The 18,681-nt window shown below is 58.1% G+C and carries 17 protein-coding genes; 3 read left to right on the plus strand and 14 right to left on the minus strand.

Going from position 1 to position 18,681, the window contains the following annotated elements; translation table 11 throughout:
* Positions 1 to 16: 16 nt before the first annotated feature.
* The 3 genes from truA to pdxB all read right to left on the minus strand — a co-directional run bounded on the left by truA (position 17) and on the right by pdxB (position 3,046).
* Positions 17 to 829: a tRNA pseudouridine(38-40) synthase TruA gene (gene truA, locus PUP35_RS15510; protein WP_115875908.1), complete on the minus strand. Its 813-nt coding sequence runs from the start codon at positions 827 to 829 to the stop codon at positions 17 to 19.
* Complete coding sequence (locus PUP35_RS15515) at positions 829 to 1,842, minus strand: aspartate-semialdehyde dehydrogenase (protein ID WP_032646629.1); 1,014 nt, start codon at positions 1,840 to 1,842, stop codon at positions 829 to 831. Before PUP35_RS15515 ends, truA begins: the two co-directional genes overlap by 1 nt.
* A gap of 67 nt (positions 1,843 to 1,909) precedes the next feature.
* On the minus strand, positions 1,910 to 3,046 hold the full coding sequence (pdxB, locus tag PUP35_RS15520) for a 4-phosphoerythronate dehydrogenase PdxB (protein ID WP_111965253.1): 1,137 nt from the start codon (positions 3,044 to 3,046) through the stop codon (positions 1,910 to 1,912).
* Between the two features lie 113 nt (positions 3,047 to 3,159).
* Here pdxB and flk point away from each other — a divergent pair, with 113 nt between their 5' ends.
* Positions 3,160 to 4,164, plus strand: a complete 1,005-nt coding sequence (flk, locus tag PUP35_RS15525) for a flagella biosynthesis regulator Flk (protein ID WP_045402671.1) — start codon at positions 3,160 to 3,162, stop codon at positions 4,162 to 4,164.
* Positions 4,165 to 4,206: 42 nt separating this feature from the next.
* Here the strand turns inward: flk and PUP35_RS15530 are convergent, their stop codons facing one another.
* Together PUP35_RS15530 and fabB are read right to left on the minus strand one after the other, a co-directional pair.
* Positions 4,207 to 5,385 (minus strand): MFS transporter, encoded by a 1,179-nt coding sequence (locus PUP35_RS15530; protein WP_032659215.1) that lies wholly within the window; start codon positions 5,383 to 5,385, stop codon positions 4,207 to 4,209.
* A gap of 207 nt (positions 5,386 to 5,592) precedes the next feature.
* Entirely contained in the window at positions 5,593 to 6,810 is a 1,218-nt protein-coding gene (gene fabB, locus PUP35_RS15535; RefSeq protein WP_014832795.1) for a beta-ketoacyl-ACP synthase I, read from the minus strand.
* Positions 6,811 to 6,968: 158 nt separating this feature from the next.
* Here fabB and mnmC point away from each other — a divergent pair, with 158 nt between their 5' ends.
* The gene (mnmC, locus tag PUP35_RS15540; protein WP_274240448.1) at positions 6,969 to 8,966 is read left to right on the plus strand and encodes a bifunctional tRNA (5-methylaminomethyl-2-thiouridine)(34)-methyltransferase MnmD/FAD-dependent 5-carboxymethylaminomethyl-2-thiouridine(34) oxidoreductase MnmC; all 1,998 of its coding nucleotides are present in this window, start codon (positions 6,969 to 6,971) and stop codon (positions 8,964 to 8,966) included.
* A 58-nt stretch (positions 8,967 to 9,024) separates the two neighbouring features.
* Here mnmC and PUP35_RS15545 read toward each other — a convergent pair whose 3' ends face one another.
* From PUP35_RS15545 to prmB, 6 genes are read right to left on the minus strand one after another with little or no spacing between them, the layout of a single operon-like run.
* Positions 9,025 to 9,303, minus strand: a complete 279-nt coding sequence (locus PUP35_RS15545) for a YfcL family protein (protein WP_274240450.1) — start codon at positions 9,301 to 9,303, stop codon at positions 9,025 to 9,027.
* 13 nt (positions 9,304 to 9,316) lie between these two features.
* On the minus strand, positions 9,317 to 9,862 hold the full coding sequence (locus PUP35_RS15550) for an elongation factor P hydroxylase (protein WP_274240452.1): 546 nt from the start codon (positions 9,860 to 9,862) through the stop codon (positions 9,317 to 9,319).
* Positions 9,862 to 10,671, minus strand: coding sequence for a sulfite exporter TauE/SafE family protein (locus PUP35_RS15555; protein WP_008502609.1), 810 nt, complete (start codon positions 10,669 to 10,671; stop codon positions 9,862 to 9,864). The genes PUP35_RS15550 and PUP35_RS15555 overlap by 1 nt, the downstream gene beginning before the upstream one ends.
* A complete protein-coding gene (gene mepA, locus PUP35_RS15560; protein ID WP_115875912.1) occupies positions 10,671 to 11,495 on the minus strand; it encodes a penicillin-insensitive murein endopeptidase in 825 nt (274 codons plus the stop codon). The genes PUP35_RS15555 and mepA overlap by 1 nt, the downstream gene beginning before the upstream one ends.
* Before the next feature lie 2 nt (positions 11,496 to 11,497).
* Positions 11,498 to 12,583: a chorismate synthase gene (gene aroC / locus PUP35_RS15565; RefSeq protein WP_115875913.1), complete on the minus strand. Its 1,086-nt coding sequence runs from the start codon at positions 12,581 to 12,583 to the stop codon at positions 11,498 to 11,500.
* Between the two features lie 60 nt (positions 12,584 to 12,643).
* Positions 12,644 to 13,576, minus strand: coding sequence for a 50S ribosomal protein L3 N(5)-glutamine methyltransferase (prmB, locus tag PUP35_RS15570; protein WP_008502612.1), 933 nt, complete (start codon positions 13,574 to 13,576; stop codon positions 12,644 to 12,646).
* A gap of 145 nt (positions 13,577 to 13,721) precedes the next feature.
* Between prmB and smrB the strand changes: the two genes are divergently transcribed.
* Complete coding sequence (gene smrB, locus PUP35_RS15575) at positions 13,722 to 14,273, plus strand: endonuclease SmrB (protein WP_008502613.1); 552 nt, start codon at positions 13,722 to 13,724, stop codon at positions 14,271 to 14,273.
* Between the two features lie 46 nt (positions 14,274 to 14,319).
* Here smrB and sixA read toward each other — a convergent pair whose 3' ends face one another.
* The 3 genes from sixA to fadI form a co-directional block, all read right to left on the minus strand.
* Positions 14,320 to 14,805, minus strand: coding sequence for a phosphohistidine phosphatase SixA (gene sixA / locus PUP35_RS15580; RefSeq protein WP_045330962.1), 486 nt, complete (start codon positions 14,803 to 14,805; stop codon positions 14,320 to 14,322).
* Positions 14,806 to 15,014: 209 nt separating this feature from the next.
* Positions 15,015 to 17,162, minus strand: a complete 2,148-nt coding sequence (gene fadJ / locus PUP35_RS15585; protein ID WP_274240454.1) for a fatty acid oxidation complex subunit alpha FadJ — start codon at positions 17,160 to 17,162, stop codon at positions 15,015 to 15,017.
* A complete protein-coding gene (gene fadI / locus PUP35_RS15590) occupies positions 17,162 to 18,472 on the minus strand; it encodes an acetyl-CoA C-acyltransferase FadI (RefSeq protein WP_115875915.1) in 1,311 nt (436 codons plus the stop codon). The genes fadJ and fadI overlap by 1 nt, the downstream gene beginning before the upstream one ends.
* Positions 18,473 to 18,681: the final 209 nt, after the last annotated feature.

Below are 18,681 nucleotides of genomic sequence, written 5' to 3' on the forward strand. Positions count from 1 at the left end.
CTTATTGCACCTTTGTTTAGTCCGCTAAAAACAGCGGGCCCATTGGCGGTTTCGGCAGGTCAAATCGTTCCGGATAGTCTACTGAGACCAGATACAATCCTTCCGCTTTCGCCGTTGCTGCCGCAAGCGTTCTGTCCTTCGCTGCCAGCAGGTCTGCAATCCAGCTCTCCGGCTGGTGTCCGGCACCTACTTCCATCAGGCTGCCCACAATATTCCGAACCATATGATGTACAAAGGCATTGGCTTTGATATCCACCACCACATACGCGCCAAAACGGCTGACGTTGATGTGCATGACGTTGCGCCACGGCGTACGGGATTGACACTGCACCGCACGAAACGAGGTAAAGTCATTTTCACCGATCAGACACTGCGCCGCGCGATGCATACGTTCTGCGTCGAGCGGTTCATAAAAATGCGTCACGCCCTGGCTTAACACAGCCGGACGCAGACGCTGATTGTAGATGACGTAGCGGTAACGGCGCGCCGTGGCGCTGAAGCGCGCGTGAAAATCATCCGGCACAGCTTTCACCCAGCGCACCGCAATGTCACCAGGCAAATTCGCATTTACACCCAGCGTCCAGGCGGCATCCTTACGCACGGCGGTGGTTTCAAAGTGAACCACCTGCCCCGTGCCGTGAACGCCGGCATCCGTACGGCCTGCGCACAGGACGTTAATCGGCTCGTTTGCCACCTGAGAGAGCGCTTTCTCCAGCTTCTCCTGAACGCTGCGCACCTCATTCTGACGCTGCCAGCCATAATATTTACTGCCATCGTACTCAATACCGAGGGCAATTTTATGAACCGGCTTTTGTTCCACGTCTGACATCAGTACAGGTACTCCTGCACCAGTTTTTCAGCGATCTTGACCGCCATCAGCGCGCCGCCGAAGCGAACGTTGTCGGCAACGGACCAGAACTGGACCTGCTCCGGCATACCGTAGTCGTTACGCACGCAGCCAACGGAAAGATGCGCGCTGCCGGTGGCATCGCCCACCTGCGTCGGGAACTCGCTCTCTTCGGAGAGGACGATGTCTTCCCCGCGGCCAAACGCATCGCGCGCCTCTTCTGCCGCCAGGGGACGCAGCGCTTCAAAGCCGACCATCTGCGCGTGACCGTAGAAGACCGGGGACTGCACGACGCTTGCGGAGATCATCAGGCCATCGTCCTGCAGAATTTTACGCACCTCATCGACGATACGGCGCTCTTCGCGCACGGAGCCCTCGCGATCCGGCAATAGCGGCAGCATGTTGAACGCCAGCTGGCGGCCAAAGAAATCATCTTCATCAATCGGAATGCCGTTCAGCAGCTTCGCGCTCTGCCCGGCCAGCGCGTCAACGGCCTTTTTGCCGTTTGCGGACGCCGACAGCAGGCTGGTGACGGTAATGCGCGACAGGCCGCCGTCGTCGATCAGCGGTTTCAGTGCAGTCAGCAGCTGGCTGGTCAGGCTGTTCGGCACCGCAATGACGTTACGGTTGCGGTAGTCAGCCAGCACAAACGGGTTCACGTCCGGCACCACCAGCGGCACATCCGGCTCCATGGAGAACAGGCCGCTCAGGTCAATCACCAGGCAGCCTGCGTTGGTCGCCTCTTCAACGTACGCCGCAGTGGCTTCAGCACCTGCAGCGAAAAACGCCAGCTGCGCCTGCGTCCAGTCGAACGCCGCCGCATCCTGAACCATGACGGACTTACTGTTAAAACGCAGATGCTCACCCGCGCTATCCGTTCGCGCCAGCGCATAGATATCGCCCACCGGGAACTGACGCTCAGCAAGCGTTTCGAGCAGGGCTTCGCCCACGGCACCCGTGGCACCTAAAATGGCAATGTTCCAGCCTTCAGACATGGTGGTTTACTCCAGAAATAAAAAAGCGTCCCTGTCGGAGTATCCGACAGGGAGCATTAAGAAGACATTAATGCGCCGGGTGATGAACGGCGTTAAACCCCAGCTTGTGCAGCAGCGTCGCCGCCGGGGCGTCGTCGCACATCACATACAGGGAAGACCACTCGCGGCGCTCAACGTAGTTCTTGCGCAGCTTATCAAACTCGCCCGGGATCCCCGCCACTTTACGCAGCAGCGCATCATCGCGGCGCACATCATACACCAAATGCACCAGCCTTTTCAGCGTTGCCTGATCGAGCGGGCCGTGGAGAGTAATGCGGCCAAATTCAGGTGCGGGGAGTAAGGTATCCAGCGCCACCTGCTGCGGATGGCCGATAAAGGCGCTATAGGCCTCGAAGACCTGCGTCGTGCCGCGGGCTTTCCCTTCGAGGGTATAACCGGCGATATGCGCGGTGCCCACGTCCACCTTGTTAAGCAGCTCAACGTTGAGGTCCGGCTCCGGCTCCCAGACGTCCAGCACCACGCTGAGATCTTGTCCTTCGTTCAGACACGTCAGCAACGCGGCGTTATCGACTACCGGACCACGACAGGCATTTATCAGAATAGTGCCAGCCTTCAGACGGCGAATGAGCGCCTCATCGGCAAGATGCAGCGACTTATACGGACCCTCTTTAAACAGCGGCGTGTGGAACGTCAGCACGTCACACTGTTCAACCAGCTCGTCCAGCGAGCGGAAATCCCCGTCCTCGCCGTTGTCTTTGCGCGGCGGATCGCACAGCAGAGTGCGGATCCCTAACGCTTCCAGGCGCTTTTGCAGGCGCCCGCCGACGTTACCCACGCCGACAATCCCCACGGTGCGGTCTTTCAGCGCAAAACCGTCGCGCTCGGCCAGCATCAGCAGAGAGGAGAAAACGTATTCCACGACGGCAATGGCGTTGCAGCCCGGTGCGGCGGAAAAACCGATTCCGGCCTGCTTCAGCCATTTATCATCCACATGATCGGTCCCTGCCGTTGCGGTCCCAACGAACTTAATCGCCTTACCGGCGAGCAACGCCTCATTTACTTTGGTCACCGAGCGCACCATCAGGGCGTCGGCATCGTCCAGTTCGTTGACCGGGATCGGGCGACCAGGAACAGCCTTTACGTTACCCAGGCGGCTAAATAGCTCACGGGCGTAAGGCATATTTTCATCAACGAGGATTTTCACGTCTGAGTACCTGTTTGAGAGGAAGAAAACCTGCCAAGTGTGCCATAATCTGGCCGCCAGGCATATACGTCTGCCAGGTTTACGCTGAGTTTTGACTTTAAGGATTTTTGACGATGCAGCCCATTTCAGGTACGCCGCCACGCCCTCCGGGTGAAGGCCCGGTCACGCCAAACGTTGCCGGTGAACAACCGCTATCCACGCAACAGCGCACCGTGCTGGAGCGACTGATCACGCGCCTGATTGCGCTGACTTCGCAGCAGAACGCGGAAGTCTGGGCCGGGGTAAAGCATGATTTAGGCGTGAGAAACGACGCACCGCTGCAGTCGCGCCATTTCCCGGCGGCCGAACAAAATCTGAACCAGCGTATTACGACCGCGCAGCAGAACCACACCACCCGCCAGATTGTTTCTCAGCTGACGGAGCTGCTGGGTCAGGGAAATAACCGCCAGGCGGTAAGTGATTTTATTCGCCAGCAGTATGGTCAGACCGCGCTGGGCCAGCTGACGCCCGACCAGCTCAAAACCGTGCTGACCCTGCTGCAGAATAACGAGCTGTCTATTCCGCAGCCACAGGTGCGCCCGGCGACCGAGCGTCCGCTGCTGCCCGCGGAGCACAATACGCTCAAGCAGATGGTGACGAAGCTGGCAGCGGCCACCGGCGAGCCGACGAAGCTTATCTGGCAATCCATGCTGGAGCTGTCCGGCGTGAAGGCGGGTGAGTTAATCCCGGCCAAACAGTTTACTCATCTGGTGACCTGGCTTCAGGCGCGCCAGACGCTCAGCACCCAGAGCGCCCCTACCCTGCATACCGTCCAGGCCGCGCTGAAACAGCCGCTTGAGCCGCACGAGTTCGAGGTGATTCGGGATTACGCCCAGCAAAACTGGCAGGCCACGCCGCAGACGGTACTGACCACCGCGCAGGTGCAGGATCTGCTCAACCAGATCTTCGTTCGCCGCGCAGAGCGTGAAGGCGGCGTGCCGGAGGTAAGAAACATTCAGCCGATCTACAGCCCGCTGTTTGCGCCGGTCGTGGAAACCTTCCGAACGCTCTCCGCGCGTCCGGGGTTGATGTTTATTGCGCTACTGATTGCACTGGCGATTTTCTGGCTGGTTGTCTGAGGTTTGGCCCGGTGGCGCTGCGCTTACCGGGCCTACAACGGCTCAAGTCCTGCGAAACGCCACCAGCGTCACCACAATCCCAACCACCGCGGAAACCGCACCTGCCAGGAAGACGGACGGATAGCCAAACGAGGTGGCTAACACCCCGGCCAGCGGTCCGGTTACCCCGTATGAGATATCCTGAAACGCCGCATAGCCGCCCAGCGCCGTACCGCGCACCTGCGGGGCCACGCGCTTCACCACTTCAACACCCAGCGCCGGGAAGATCAGTGAACAGCCGCAGCCGGTCAGCGCCGCACCAAGCAACGCAACGGAAGCCACGGGAGCATTCCACAGCAGCAGCAGACCGATGGTCTCAATCACCAGCGACGCCACCGCCACCTTCACGCCGCCAAAGCGATCCGGCATCCAGCCGAAGAAGACGCGCATTAGCACAAACGCGCCGCCAAAAGCGGTGAGCGTAAAACCGGCCATCGCCCAGCCACGGCTCATAAAATAGAGCGAAACGAACGTCCCAATCACCGCAAAACCCACGCCCTGCAGCGCCAGGCCAAGACCCGGCTGCCAGATTTGGCCTACCACGCTCCACAGGGAAGGTCGCTCGCCTTTGTGCGCGGGCACCTTACGCACCGAGCCGTTAAACGCCCACGCCAGCAGAGGTAAAACCATGGTGGTTGCGGCCAATGCCGCAAATCCAAACTGGCTATTGATAAGCAGCCCAAGCGGCGCACCGGCAGCCAGCGCGCCATAGATGGCCATACCGTTCCAGGACATCACCTTACCGGAACGAGCAGGCCCCACCAGCCCCATTCCCCAGGTCAGGGTGCCGGTCAGCAGCTGGCTTTCACCGAAGCCAAGAATTAAACGGCCCAGTACAAGCAGCGCAAATTTATACGCAGCATCGACCGGCAGTAGAGCCGCCAGCAGCCAGGCGCCGCCCGCTAGCCCGCAGGCAAACATGCCCTGCAGCGCCGAGCGCTTGGCACCGTGCTGATCCGCCAGACGTCCGGCGTAACCGCGGGTTAATACCGTGGCTAAAAACTGAATGCCCACAGCAATGCCGACCATGGTGTTGCCATAGCCCAGTTCCTGATGAACGAAAAGCGGGATCACCGGCAGCGGCAGGCCAACGGTCATATAGGTCAGGAATACCGCAAAGGCGATACGGAACAGCGAGACGTTCGCTGAAGGGGTTGTTTCTGTTTGAGTTACTGCAGTCATGCTTTACTCCGAAATGAAGAGTAAGGCGGGAAAATGCCACGCCCCCTCTACCTGATTATCAGGATTAAGGTGCGTTGGTTGACGTTAAACGCTTACGCATTATCGTGAGGATAATGTTGAGGGGTAAAGTTTGCCTGTGAGATCAGCCGCTTGTCAATGCATAAAAAAGGGAGCCTTATGGCTCCCTTTCGGAATCAAACTTAAAACTTATGCTTTCAGCTTACGCATAACCAGCGTGGCGTTGGTACCACCGAAGCCGAAGCTGTTTGACATGACGGTAGTCAGCGTCGCTTCCGTTGGTTTGGTCACGATGTTCAGGCCGGCAGCCTGCTCGTCCATCTCTTCAATGTTGATGCTTGGCGCGATAAAGCCGTTTTCCAGCATCAGCAAAGAGTAGATCGCTTCCTGCACGCCAGCCGCACCCAGAGAGTGACCGGTCATGGCTTTAGTCGCGGAGATCGCCGGGCTGTTGTCGCCGAAGACTTCACGGATCGCACCCAGCTCTTTCACGTCGCCTACCGGAGTAGAGGTACCGTGGGAGTTCAGGTAGTCGATTGGGGTGTCAACGCCGTGCATCGCCATCTTCATGCAGCGCACCGCGCCTTCGCCGGATGGCGCAACCATGTCGGCGCCGTCAGACGTTGCACCGTAGCCCACGATCTCAGCGTAGATATGCGCGCCACGTGCCAGGGCATGCTCCAGCTCTTCAACCACAACCATACCGCCGCCGCCCGCGATAACGAAACCGTCACGGTGCGCATCATAGGTACGGGAGGCTTTATCCGGGGTTTCATTGTACTTGGTGGACAGTGCGCCCATCGCGTCGAATTCACAGGCCATTTCCCAGCCCAGCTCTTCGCCGCCGCCAGCAAATACGATGTCCTGTTTACCCAGCTGGATCTGCTCAACAGCGTTACCGATACAGTGTGCGGAGGTCGCACACGCGGAGCTGATGGAGTAGTTCACACCGTGGATTTTGAACGGGGTCGCCAGGCACGCGGAAACCGCAGAACCCATGGCTTTAGTAACCACGTACGGACCTACCGCTTTCAGACCACGCGGGCTACGCATTGCGTCAGCACCGAATACCTGCGCTTTAGATGAGCCGCCGGAACCGGCAATCAGACCCACGCGCGGGTTGTTCTGATAAACCTCTTCGCTCAGGCCGGAATCTTTGATCGCTTCCTGCATGGAGAGATAAGCATAAATAGAGGCATCGTTCATGAAACGAACCACTTTGCGGTCGATCAAACCGGTGGTGTCCAGTTTGACGTTACCCCATACGTGGCTACGCATACCTGAATCTTTAAACTCTTCAGAGAAAGTGATCCCGGAGCGTCCTTCACGCAGAGATGCCAGGACTTCCTGCTGGTTATTACCGATGCTGGAAACAATGCCCAGGCCAGTAATCACTGCACGTTTCATTCAATACCTCTGTAAGTCGCACTATAGTAAGTTTCGAGTCGCACAATAGCGTACACTTGTACGCCGAACAAGTCCGATCAGACATTTTCTGCGGAAATTTGCACCGATGGACTCACATCGTTAAGATCGTGCCACTGCCTGTCAGACGAGTAACTTACGTGAAACAAAACGCTATACAACCCGCCAACCTCGAATTCAACGCTGAGGGTACACCTGTTTCCCGAGATTTTGATGACGTCTATTTTTCTAATGATAACGGACTCGAAGAAACTCGCTATGTTTTCCTCGACGGAAACCAGCTCAGCACCCGCTTCCCGGCGCACCCGCGGAGCCTGTTTGTGGTCGCGGAAAGTGGATTCGGCACCGGGCTGAATTTTTTAACCCTCTGGCAGGCGTTTAACCAGTTCCACGCTGCTCACCCCGAGGCTACGCTACAAAGATTACATTTCATCAGTTTCGAAAAATTCCCGCTCACCGCGCACGATCTGCGGCTTGCCCACCAGCGCTGGCCGGAGCTTGCGCCCTGGGCAGAACAGCTTCAGGCGCAGTGGCCGGCCCACATCGGCGGCTGTCACCGTCTGATTCTGGACGGTGGACGCGTCACGCTGGACTTATGGCTCGGCGACATCAACGACCTGACCGACAGGCTCGATGATTCGATGAATCAGAAGGTCGACGCGTGGTTCCTGGACGGTTTTGCCCCTGCCAAAAACCCGGACATGTGGAGCCAGCATCTGTTTAACGCGATGGCGCGGCTGGCGCGCCCTGGGGCTACCCTTGCCACCTTCACCTCGGCGGGCTTTGTCCGCCGTGGGCTGCAGGAGGCGGGCTTTACCATGCAGAAGACCAAAGGCTTTGGCCGCAAGCGCGACATGCTGGTTGGCAGGATGGAGCAGACGCTGGACATCCCCGCTCAGACGCCCTGGTTTGCGCGCCGCGCCAGCGCATCGCGCGACGTAGCAATCGTTGGCGGCGGGATCGCCAGCGCCCTGCTCTCGCTCGCCCTTCTCCAGCGCGGCTGGCAGGTCACGCTCTACTGTGCTGACGACGCGCCCGCCAGCGGCGCGTCCGGCAACCGTCAGGGGGCGCTCTATCCGCTTTTAAGCGCGCACGACCCGGCTCTGTTCCAGTTTTTCCCGGCAGCGTTTACCTTCGCTCGTCGCCTTTATGACGCGCTTCCGGTGGCATTCGACCATGACTGGTGCGGCGTCACGCAGCTCGGCTGGGATGAGAAGAGCCAGCAGAAGATCGCGCAGATGCTGTCTCTGGGCCTGCCCGAAGAGATTGCCCGCGCGGTAAGTGCGCAAGAGGTGGAAGACACCGCTGGCGTGGAAACCGGGTGTGGGGGCATTCAGTATCCGCTCGGCGGCTGGCTGTGCCCGGCTGAACTGACCGCGGCGGTCATTACCCTGGCGCAGTCGCGCGGGCTGACTGTGCAGTATGCCTACAAGGTTGAATCGCTGAGCCGGACAGAATGCTGGGATCTGCGTTTTGCTAATGGCAAAGAGGCACGCCATGCCAGCGTTGTGCTGGCAAACGGACATCACATCAGCCAGTTTGCCCAGACGGAGTCGTTGCCGGTTTATCCTGTTGGCGGCCAGGTAAGCCATATTCCCACCGCGCCTGAGCTCGGCAAACTGCGCCAGGTGCTGTGCTATGACGGCTATCTGACGCCGCAAAATCCGTCTAACGGCCATCACTGCATCGGGGCCAGCTATCATCGTGGCGAAACGGATATGCGCTACAGCGAAGTGGATCAGGCGCAGAACCGCCAGCGTCTGATTGACTGCTTCCCGGATGCGGCGTGGGCGAAAGAAGTCGACGTCAGCGCCGGAGACGCGCGCTGCGGCGTGCGCTGCGCCACCCGCGATCATCTGCCGATGGCGGGCAATGTGCCGGACTATCAGGCAACGCTTGAGGTTTATCAGGACCTTGCTAATAACCGGGATAAAGCGGTGAGCGCTCCGGTTTATCCGGAACTGTATATACTCGGCGGGCTGGGTTCTCGCGGGCTGTGTTCTGCGCCGCTGCTGGCCGAAGTCTTAGCCGCGCAAATGAGCGGAGAGCCGATTCCGCTGGACAGAATTACGCTTGCGGGCCTGAATCCGAATCGATTGTGGGTGCGGAAACTGCTGAAGGGGAAGAAGATTAAATAGGGTGCGTTCCGGGGCCCTCACCCCGCCCCTCTCCCACTGGGAGAGGGTGGTGAAACACTTACTTCGCTTTTGCCTGCAGGAACAGGTTGTCCCACATGCCCAGCACCAGAGACTGGTCGCGCGGAGAGAGTTCCCCGGCCTGAATGGCTTTCTCCAGACTGCGGGTCACTTCTTCGTGAACGGCGTCGGCAGAGTGATCGTCCCCCGCTTCAAGCTCGGCTACCGCGAGCGTCAGGTGACCACGCAGATAACCGCTGGCGAACAGCTCATCATCGCTGGCGTGTTCCACCATGTCATCAATTAACGCCAGAATGCGTGATTCAAATTCTGCGATCATCTTCTTTCCTCTGTTAAAGATCTTCCGGCCAAGGGAAGCATTCCGCCGCGATCGCCGGCGTGTGGTAATAATTCTGTAAGGCCTCGATCAGGCGCGCCGGACGTTCCGGGATGCCTTTCTCAAGATATTCCATCACCTGCGCATGCACGCGGCGCTGGAAGACGATACGGTCTGGCTCGAAGTCGCCTTCGAGGTTATCGCAGCTGACGTTGAACGGGAAACCCGTCGCGACGCAGAACAGCCATTCCAGCGCCTGCGGTTTGACTTCCACATCTTCAAACTGCCCCTGCGTCGCGGCGTCACGTCCGTCCGGGCAGTACCAGTAACCAAAGTCTACCAGCTCGCGCCGCGCTTTTCCGGCGATGCACCAGTGCGAAATCTCGTGCAAGCCGCTGGCGTAAAAGCCGTGGGCAAAGACGATGCGGTTATACGGAACCTCGTCATCTGCAGGAAGATAGATCGGTTCGTCGTCGCCTTTAATCAGACGGGTATTAAAATCGTCAGCAAAACAGCCGTCGAAAATCTCAATCAGCTGTTCGTATTTATGCGTACTGTTCATTAGTGCATCCCCAACCAGGTGAGGATCTCCTGTCCATGGCTGTCATAAAGTAGTTTGGCGCTCATCACGGCCGAGACGATGACGATCATCGGGCGAATCAGTTTTTGCCCTTTGCTTAATACCAGGCGCGAGCCCGCGCGCGCGCCCAGGAACTGCCCTGCCATCATCACAAACCCGGTTGCCCAGATAACCTTGCCGCCAATGATAAACAGCAGCAGGCCGCCGACGTTCGAGGTGGCGTTGAGCACTTTGGCATGGGCGGTCGACTTGGCGAGGTTAAACCCGGCCAGCGTCACGAACGCCAGCGCGTAAAACGAGCCTGCCCCCGGGCCGAAGAAACCGTCGTAAAAACCGACGCAGCCCCCGGCAATCAGGGCAAACGGCAGGCCGTGCAGACGACGCTGGCGGTCTTCCTCGCCGAGTTTTGGCATCAGCAGGAAGTAGAGACCGATGCAGATAACCAGCACCGGCAGGATCTGGCGCAAAATATCCGACTGCACGTGCTGCACCAGCAGCGCGCCCGACGTTGAGCCGATAAAGGTCATCAGGATATTGAGCTTCTGATCGGCCAGGCTCACCACCTTGCGGCGAATAAAATAGAGCGACGCCGAGAGCGAGCCGCCGCAGGCCTGCAGCTTATTGGTGGCAAGCGCCTGCGCCGGGCTCATGCCCGCCGCCAGCAGCGCAGGTACGGTTAATAACCCGCCGCCGCCCGCAAGGGCATCAATGAAACCTGCCAGCATGGCCACGAAGAACAGCACCACCAGCAGCAGCGGTGACACCATAAACAGATCGACGAAATTATCCATTAAAGTACATGCTCATCCAGTAGCGCCTGGCAGGAAGGCGGCAGCGGAGGCGGTGTCTTCTTCTCAGGCTTAGAGGTTCCAGGTTTTGCCGGTTCAAACCAGCTTTGCAGTTCCGCACCGCAGCCATCGCCCGGCGGAGGTAGCGGCTGATCTTCACATTCCAGGCTATTCGCCGGGCAGCGCAGACGAACGTGCATGTGCGCTCGATGCTGGAACCACGGCCGCACTTTGCGCAGCCAGTCACGATCGGTTCCGGCATCCAGGCAGAGCTGCTGCTTGATGGCAGGGTTAACGAAAATCCGCGTGACGTCGTTATCTTCTGCCGCCAGCTTGATCATGCTGGAGACCTCTCGCGTCCACAGGGACGGCACAACGCGCTTGCCGTCGCTCGCCACCAGATCCAGCGCCTGCGGTTTCAGCAGTTGGGCGGCGGTCCAGCGGGCTTTCGGCAGCTGCAGGAAGATATCCACATCCAGTCCGGTCTGGTGACTGGCGTGTCCACCGTTAAAACGACCGCCGGCAGGCATCCCCATATCGCCGATCAGCATCGTGCCCAGCCCCAGGTTATGAACCTGGTTTCCCAGTCGCTGAATGAACAGCACCAGATCCGGGTGGCCGAAGTAACGACGCTGGTCGGTACGCATCACCTGATAGGTCTCCGATTGCAGCGGAAGTTCCTGCGCGCCCACGATACAGCCGTTGGAAAAAGCGCCGATCGACTGCGCGCTCCCCGCCACCGGATGGGTGATTTTTTGCCACGGTGTGGCGGCCAGACTGGCTCCACTGGCAAGCAGCGCCAGCAAAGCAATTGCGGTTTTTTTCATGTTTACCAGCGTGGAATGGTGGTCGTCACATCCGCATTCTGCGCGCGCTGGCGCAGGAAGTGATCCATCAGCACGATCGCCAGCATCGCTTCTGCGATCGGCACCGCGCGGATCCCCACGCACGGATCGTGACGTCCTTTGGTGATCATCTCAACTTCTTCGCCATCGCGGTTAATCGTGTGGCCCGGCACGGTAATGCTGGAGGTTGGCTTCAGCGCGATGTTGGCAACAATCTGCTGCCCGCTGCTGATCCCGCCCAGGATGCCGCCCGCGTGGTTGCTCTGGAAGCCCGCTTTCGTGATTTCGTCGCGGTTCTGGCTGCCGCGCAGGGATACCACGTCAAAACCGTCGCCAATCTCAACGCCCTTCACCGCGTTGATGCTCATCAGCGCGTGGGCGATGTCGGCGTCGAGACGGTCAAATACCGGCTCGCCCCAGCCTGGCGGGACGCCATCGGCCACCACGGTCACTTTCGCCCCGATGGAGTCGCCCTCTTTTTTCAGGCCGCGCATCAGTTCGTCCAGCGCGTCCAGCTTGTCGGCATCGGCACAGAAGAACGGGTTTTGCTCGACCAGATCCCAGTCTTTGATCGCCAGCGGAATGTCGCCCATCTGGGTCAGACAGCCGCGGATAACGATACCAAATTTCTGCTGCAGGTATTTTTTGGCAATGGCGCCAGCCGCCACGCGCATTGCGGTTTCACGGGCGGAAGAGCGTCCGCCGCCGCGATAGTCGCGGAACCCGTACTTTTGTTCGTAGGTATAGTCGGCATGGCCCGGACGGAACACGTCTTTGATGGCGCCGTAGTCCTGGGAGCGCTGATCGGTGTTTTCAATCAGCAGACCAATGCTGGTGCCGGTGGTTCGGCCTTCAAAGACGCCGGAGAGAATTTTGACCTGGTCCGGCTCGCGACGCTGCGTGGTGTAGCGAGAGGTGCCCGGACGACGACGGTCGAGGTCGTGCTGTAAATCGGCTTCGGTCAGTTCGATGCCTGGCGGTACGCCATCAACGATACAGCCCAGCGCCAGCCCGTGTGACTCGCCAAAGGTGGTCACGCGGAATAACTGTCCAATAGTGTTTCCTGCCATCACGGCTCCGATGTTGTTGTTTGTGTTTGAGCGTTGTGAAACGGGCCGAAGCCCGCTGGATTAATCTTTATAGATGCTGAAGTGTTCGCGCGCGTCGAGCAGCTGCGCTTTGGTCAGCATAAAGACGCCGTCACCGCCGTTGTCGAACTCAAGCCAGGTGAACGGCACATCCGGGTACTGCTCTATCAGATGTACCATGCTGTTGCCCACTTCACAAATCAGAACGCCGTCGTCGGTCAGATAATCCGGCGCGCAGGCCAGAATGCGGCGGGTCAGCTTCAGGCCGTCAGAGCCAGAAGCCAGACCCAGCTCCGGCTCGTGGCGGTATTCGTTCGGCAGATCGGACATATCTTCCGCATCGACGTACGGCGGGTTGGTGACGATCAGATCGTACTGCAGCGTCGGCAGATCGCGGAACAGATCGGAGCGAATTGGCGTAACGTGATGGATCAGGCCGTGCTCTTCAATATTGTGTTCGGTCACGGCCAGCGCGTCGGTGGAGATATCGACGGCGTCCACTTCCGCTTCAGGGAAGGCGTACGCGCAGGCAATCGCGATGCAGCCGCTGCCGGTACACATATCGAGAATGTGCTGCGGCTGATGGCCGATCAGGCCTTCAAAGTGGTTGTTAATCAGCTCACCAATCGGCGAGCGCGGCACCAGCACGCGTTCATCGACATAGAACTCGTGGCCGCAGAACCAGGCTTTGTTGGTCAGATAGGCGACCGGAATACGCTCGTTCACGCGGCGGATCACGCGCTCAACGATGCGGTGTTTTTCGCTGGAGGTCAGGCGCGCGGTGCGCATGTCTTCCGGGATATCCAGCGGCAGGTAGAGTGACGGCAGCACCAGCTGCACGGCTTCATCCCATGGGTTATCGGTACCGTGACCGTACCAGATATTGGCGGCGCTGAAGCGGCTAACCGACCAGCGCAACATGTCCTGTATGGTATGCAGCTCGTTTACTGCTTCATCGACAAATATTTTATCCACTCTTTCCTCCAGGGCATGCTCGCATAATTTTCGGCGGCTAGTTTGCCATGAAGACGGCGATAAATCAGCAATGACGCGTCGCGCTTGAGGTTAAAAAATGCGTTTAGTCGGGTACACTATCGGAAATACGAGATGAGAATGACGAATGAAAAAGAAAACATCGCTCAGCGAGGAGGATCAGGCGCTCTTCCGACAGCTGATGACCGGGACGCGTAAGATCGCGCAGGACACCATCGTTCATCGCCCGCAGCGTAAAAAAATCAGCGAAGTCCCGGTCAAACGCCTGCTGCAGGAGCAGGCCGATAACAGCCACTATTTTTCAGATGAATTTCAGCCGCTGCTTAATACGCAAGGGGCTGTTAAGTATGTACGCGAAGACGTCAGCCATTTTGAGCTGAAAAAATTACGCCGCGGGGATTATTCGCCGGAGCTGTTTCTCGATCTCCACGGCTTAACGCAGATGCAGGCCAAACAGGAGTTGGGGGCATTGATCGCCGCCTGCCGTCGCGAACATGTTTTTTGCGCCTGCGTAATGCATGGCCACGGTAAACATATTCTCAAGCAACAGACGCCCCTGTGGCTGGCGCAGCACCCGCACGTGATGGCTTTTCATCAGGCACCGAAAGAGTACGGCGGAGATGCCGCGTTGCTGGTGTTGATTGAAGTGGAAGAGTGGCAACCGCCAGAGTTGCCCTGACAGAATGGCGGGAAGCACATTGCACCCCGCCATATCGCACGTCACGTCAGATCGCTTTTGCCATCTTCAGGTTGCACGGACTCATTTGCCAGTTGAAGACACCTTTGCCCGTTTCGTCGAGAGAAACATTGGCAATAGCGGATGTCGTGAACATAGGCGGGGTCTCGCCAGGGCAAAGCTCAGATACCAGATAGCCAACCAGTGGCAGGTGGGAAATGACCAGCGCGGAAGCGACACCTTCATTGCACAGCGCCTGAAGATAAGCGCTGACAAGGCCTACATCGCCACACGGGGTGAGTTCAGGGAGAACATCCACGCTGGATGGTAGGTTCATACACTCCCCTACCACGTCCAGCGTCTGTTCTGCACGCAGGAACGGACTCACCAGAACGCGTTCGATGTCCACTTTTTGACCGTTAAGCCAGGTCGCCATCAGACGAGATTCGTCGCAGCCACAGACGGTCAAAGGACGTACTGAGTCACTGGCGGCATCGAGTGCCGCGTCGCCGTGACGCATGATAAAAACTTGCATATTGCACCGCTTTTGTTAACCAGAATCACCGGCGTTAACTACCCGCGATAAATGCTGAGAGGTAGAAAACCCGATGGCCGGGCATTGTGCCTGATCCATTCGGTGAATGAAACGCTGTTTTTTACCTCAATGGCGTAAGTATAGTCAATCTCTGTTTACAAAATCGCCAGAACAGGTTCCTTCACCTCAGGATTTACCCTTCTTTGACCTCAGCTTACGAGGACAGTTTCCCTTGCTGGCCAAAATGTCTGGCCCCGTTCCGCCATCTGCAATAATTGGTCACACGGTGTAAACCGTGGACCATACTGCGAAGCCAGACGTTGCAGGATTGCAACCACTTCACCCGCGCCGAGCGTATCCATGTAACGGAACGGGCCGCCAAGGAACGGCGGGAAACCAATGCCAAATACCGCACCAATGTCTCCATCGCGCGCGCTCTTGATCGCCTGCTCACCAAAGCAGCGCGCCGCTTCATTGAGCATCATCATCACGCAGCGCTCAGCGCACTGAACGGCGGAGAGTTTTCCCTGACCAGAAGTCGTAATAAGTCCATAAACCGAAGGGTCGACCTGTTTCCTGCTTTTACGCCCTTTCGCGCCGTAAAGATAGAAACCGCGTTCATTTTTTCTGCCTTTGCGATCGTCCTTCAAAATCGCAGAAACAATATTTGCAGGTGGGCTGAAACGATCGCCATATGCGGCTTCCAGCACTGGTATAATTTTAGTGCCGGTGTCTATTCCCACCTCATCCAAAAGTTGGATTGGACCTACGGGGAAACCAAACTTTACCAGCGCCTCGTCGACGTGCTCGATCTTCTCTCCCTCCGTCAGCAATCGCATGGCTTCATTAATATAGGGAGCCAGAATGCGGTTAACGTAGAAGCCGGCCTTATCTGCTACTACGATCGGCGTTTTCCCCTGCTTCTTCGCAAGTTTGACTACCGTGGCGATGGTTTGCGGACTGGTCGTCGCGTGTGGAATGACTTCCACCAGCGGCATTTTTTCGACCGGGCTAAAGAAGTGCAGCCCAATCACCTGCTCCGGACGCGCGGCTTTCGCCGCGATATCGCCAATCGGTAATGACGACGTATTGGAAGCAAAAATGGTATGCGGAGCACAATGTTGCTCAACGTCTGCCACCATCTGCTGCTTAAGCGCCAGATCTTCAAACACGGCTTCAATCACCAGATCGCGGTGCGCAAAACCGCTGTAATCCGTCGTACCGGAGATCATCGCCAGGGTTTTATCACGCTCGCTTGCCTTGATATGGCGGCGTTTCACCTTTTGATCAAGTTTCTGCCAGCTGTACTGCAGCGCGTGGTTGATACCCTTCGGATTGATGTCTTTGATACGTACAGGTAATTTGCCTTTGCTGGCGGTAACAAAAGAGATACCGCCGCCCATGAGCCCCCCACCCAGTACGCCAATGGCACGCAGCGGTGCAGGATCAGCCTCGCTGCCGGGATCTTTTTTCACGTCCGTGCTGGCGAAGAAGATGCTGCGCAGCGCCTGTGACTGCGGCGTCATCGCCAGTTCGCCGAAGGCTTTGGCCTCCGCGGCATAGCCGCTGCTGCTTCCCTGCGACAGCCCGGTTTCGATCACTTCCAGGATCCGCTTTGCCGCCGGGTAGTTGCCTTTGGTTTTTTGTTCAGTCTTTTTGCCCACCATGTTGAACAGAAGCGTTCTTCCCAGCGGGCCAGCCAGCACGCGCTCGCGTACCGGCAAAGGACGTTTTGCCTGACGCCCTTTCAGCGCCAGCTCGACGGCGGCCTCCAGTAAAATAGACTGCGGCACGACGTCATCGACCAGACCGGCTTTTAGCGCCTGACGGGCACGCAGCTGTTTACCGGTCAAGATCATCTCCAGCGCCGTGCTGACGCCCACGAGGCGCGGCAGCCGTTGCGTTCCGCCGGAGCCAGGCAGCAGGCCCAGCTGCACTTCCGGCAGGCCCAGAATGGTTTTTGCATCGTCAGTACAAATCCTGCTGTGACATGCCAGCGCCAGCTCAAGCCCGCCGCCCAGACAGGCGCCGTGGATCGCTGCGATAACCGGGATCGGCAGGCTGTTGATCTCCGACATTACCTGCTGGCCCTGACGCGCCAGCTCTTCGGCTTCCAGTGCGTTTTGCGCCCGGTCGATCATGTTGATATCCGCCCCGGCGATAAAGTTGTCGGGTTTGGCAGAGATAAACACCAGGCCGCGAATGGCTTTGTTTTCGCGGATCTGCTTTAGCATCGCGCGCACCTGAACACCAAATTCGGCCTTCAGGGTATTCATCTTTTCATCAGGCACATCAATAGTGATAACGGCCACGTTATCGAGGCGAACCGTCAGATTAAATGCAGATGGCATATCCATTATTCAGCCTCCAGAACCATTGCTGCGCCAAGGCCACCCGCCGCACAGGCGGTAACGAGGCCAAACCCGCCGCCCCGGCGACGGAGTTCATGTAATGTTTGCGTGATCATTCGCGCACCGGTGGCGGCAAACGGATGACCGTAGGCGATAGAACCACCCAGCACGTTGAACTTACTCTGATCCACTTCGCCTGTGGCATGGGCGCGGCCCAGCACATCGCGCGCGAAACGCTCGCTTGCCAGTAGCTGAACGTTTGCCAGAGTCTGTGCGGCAAACGCTTCATGCATATCAATCAGGGTTAAATCAGCCATCGTCAGCCCCGCGCGCTCCAGCGCCAGCGGCGTGGACCATGCCGGACCTAACAACATGTCCTGCCAGACATCAATGGCGGTGAAGGCATAGCTGCGTAAATAGCCCAGGGGAGTGATGCCCAGCTCTTTCGCGCGGGATTCGGTCATCAGGATCACGGCGGCGGCCCCGTCCGTCAGCGGCGTACTGTTCGCCGCCGTCACCGTGCCGTGCTTGCGGTCAAACGCCGGGCGCAGCTTTGCGTAATCCGCCAGCGTCGAGGTGCCGCGAATATTGTTATCTTCCGCAAGCGGTTCGCGATAGGGCGGAATGTAGGCGGTCATGACCTCATCGGTCAGCTTGCCTTCCGACCAGGCTTTTGCCGCAAGCTGATGCGAGCGATGCGCCAGCGCATCCTGCTGTTCACGGGTAATGCCGTAGGTTTTCGCCATCTGCTCGGCGGTATCGCCCATGCGCAGGCCGGTGGAGTATTCCGCTACGGCAGGTGGCACGGGCATCAGATCGCGCAGACGTAAACGCGAGAAGAGTTTGAGTTTTTGACCCGTTGTACGGGCTTTGTTGGCATCCACCAGGATGCGCGCTAGCTTTTTACTGACCCCAATCGGCAGCACCGAAGAGGAGTCAGCCCCACCCGCTATCCCGGCGCGAATGGTACCCGCCATCAGGCTTTCGGCGACGTTAGCCACGGCCTGGAAACTGGTTGCGCAGGCGCGGCTGACGCTGTAGGCATCGGTATGCACGTTCATCCCGGTACCGAGTACGATTTCCCGCGCGATGTTGGGAGCTTCAGGCATCTGCACGACCTGACCGAACACCAGCTGCTCGATGACCTCAGGCGGAATTTCGCTGCGAGCCAGCATCTCCCCCACTACCATTTTCCCCAGGTCAACGGCCGGTATGCCATGAAACGCCGTTGCCTGACGCGCAAATGGCGTTCGCAATCCACTGACTATGGCAATGCGATCGCCCTGACGGGTAATTAGCGGTAATGCCTGACTCATAACACTCCCCTGTAAAAAATTTTTCGCAAACATAAAGTGGTCTGACCTGATAATAGTCTTAACCATTTTTTTACATTCAGCCAATCGGGGAAACGAAAAAATGCGAGCTAAAACACAGAGAAGAAAAAGAAAATGCCCCTGCATGGCAGGGGCATTTGTGCGGTTTGTTGCCGGGTGGCGGCGTTGCCTTACTCGGCCTACACGATCGT

Origin of the sequence: Enterobacter sp. S-33 (assembly GCF_028735835.1) — a bacterium.
Taxonomy (GTDB): domain Bacteria; phylum Pseudomonadota; class Gammaproteobacteria; order Enterobacterales; family Enterobacteriaceae; genus Enterobacter; species Enterobacter vonholyi.

Coding starts and splice junctions, on each gene's coding strand:
- fabB (WP_014832795.1), bottom strand. CDS start 6,810: ATGAAACGTGCAGTGATTACTGGCCTGGGCATTGTTTCCAGCATCGGT.
- smrB (WP_008502613.1), top strand. CDS start 13,722: ATGAAAAAGAAAACATCGCTCAGCGAGGAGGATCAGGCGCTCTTCCGA.
- fadJ (WP_274240454.1), bottom strand. CDS start 17,162: ATGGATATGCCATCTGCATTTAATCTGACGGTTCGCCTCGATAACGTG.
- truA (WP_115875908.1), bottom strand. CDS start 829: ATGTCAGACGTGGAACAAAAGCCGGTTCATAAAATTGCCCTCGGTATT.
- sixA (WP_045330962.1), bottom strand. CDS start 14,805: ATGCAAGTTTTTATCATGCGTCACGGCGACGCGGCACTCGATGCCGCC.
- PUP35_RS15545 (WP_274240450.1), bottom strand. CDS start 9,303: ATGATCGCAGAATTTGAATCACGCATTCTGGCGTTAATTGATGACATG.
- flk (WP_045402671.1), top strand. CDS start 3,160: ATGCAGCCCATTTCAGGTACGCCGCCACGCCCTCCGGGTGAAGGCCCG.
- mepA (WP_115875912.1), bottom strand. CDS start 11,495: ATGAAAAAAACCGCAATTGCTTTGCTGGCGCTGCTTGCCAGTGGAGCC.
- PUP35_RS15515 (WP_032646629.1), bottom strand. CDS start 1,842: ATGTCTGAAGGCTGGAACATTGCCATTTTAGGTGCCACGGGTGCCGTG.
- PUP35_RS15550 (WP_274240452.1), bottom strand. CDS start 9,862: ATGAACAGTACGCATAAATACGAACAGCTGATTGAGATTTTCGACGGC.
- aroC (WP_115875913.1), bottom strand. CDS start 12,583: ATGGCAGGAAACACTATTGGACAGTTATTCCGCGTGACCACCTTTGGC.
- fadI (WP_115875915.1), bottom strand. CDS start 18,472: ATGAGTCAGGCATTACCGCTAATTACCCGTCAGGGCGATCGCATTGCC.
- PUP35_RS15555 (WP_008502609.1), bottom strand. CDS start 10,671: ATGGATAATTTCGTCGATCTGTTTATGGTGTCACCGCTGCTGCTGGTG.
- PUP35_RS15530 (WP_032659215.1), bottom strand. CDS start 5,385: ATGACTGCAGTAACTCAAACAGAAACAACCCCTTCAGCGAACGTCTCG.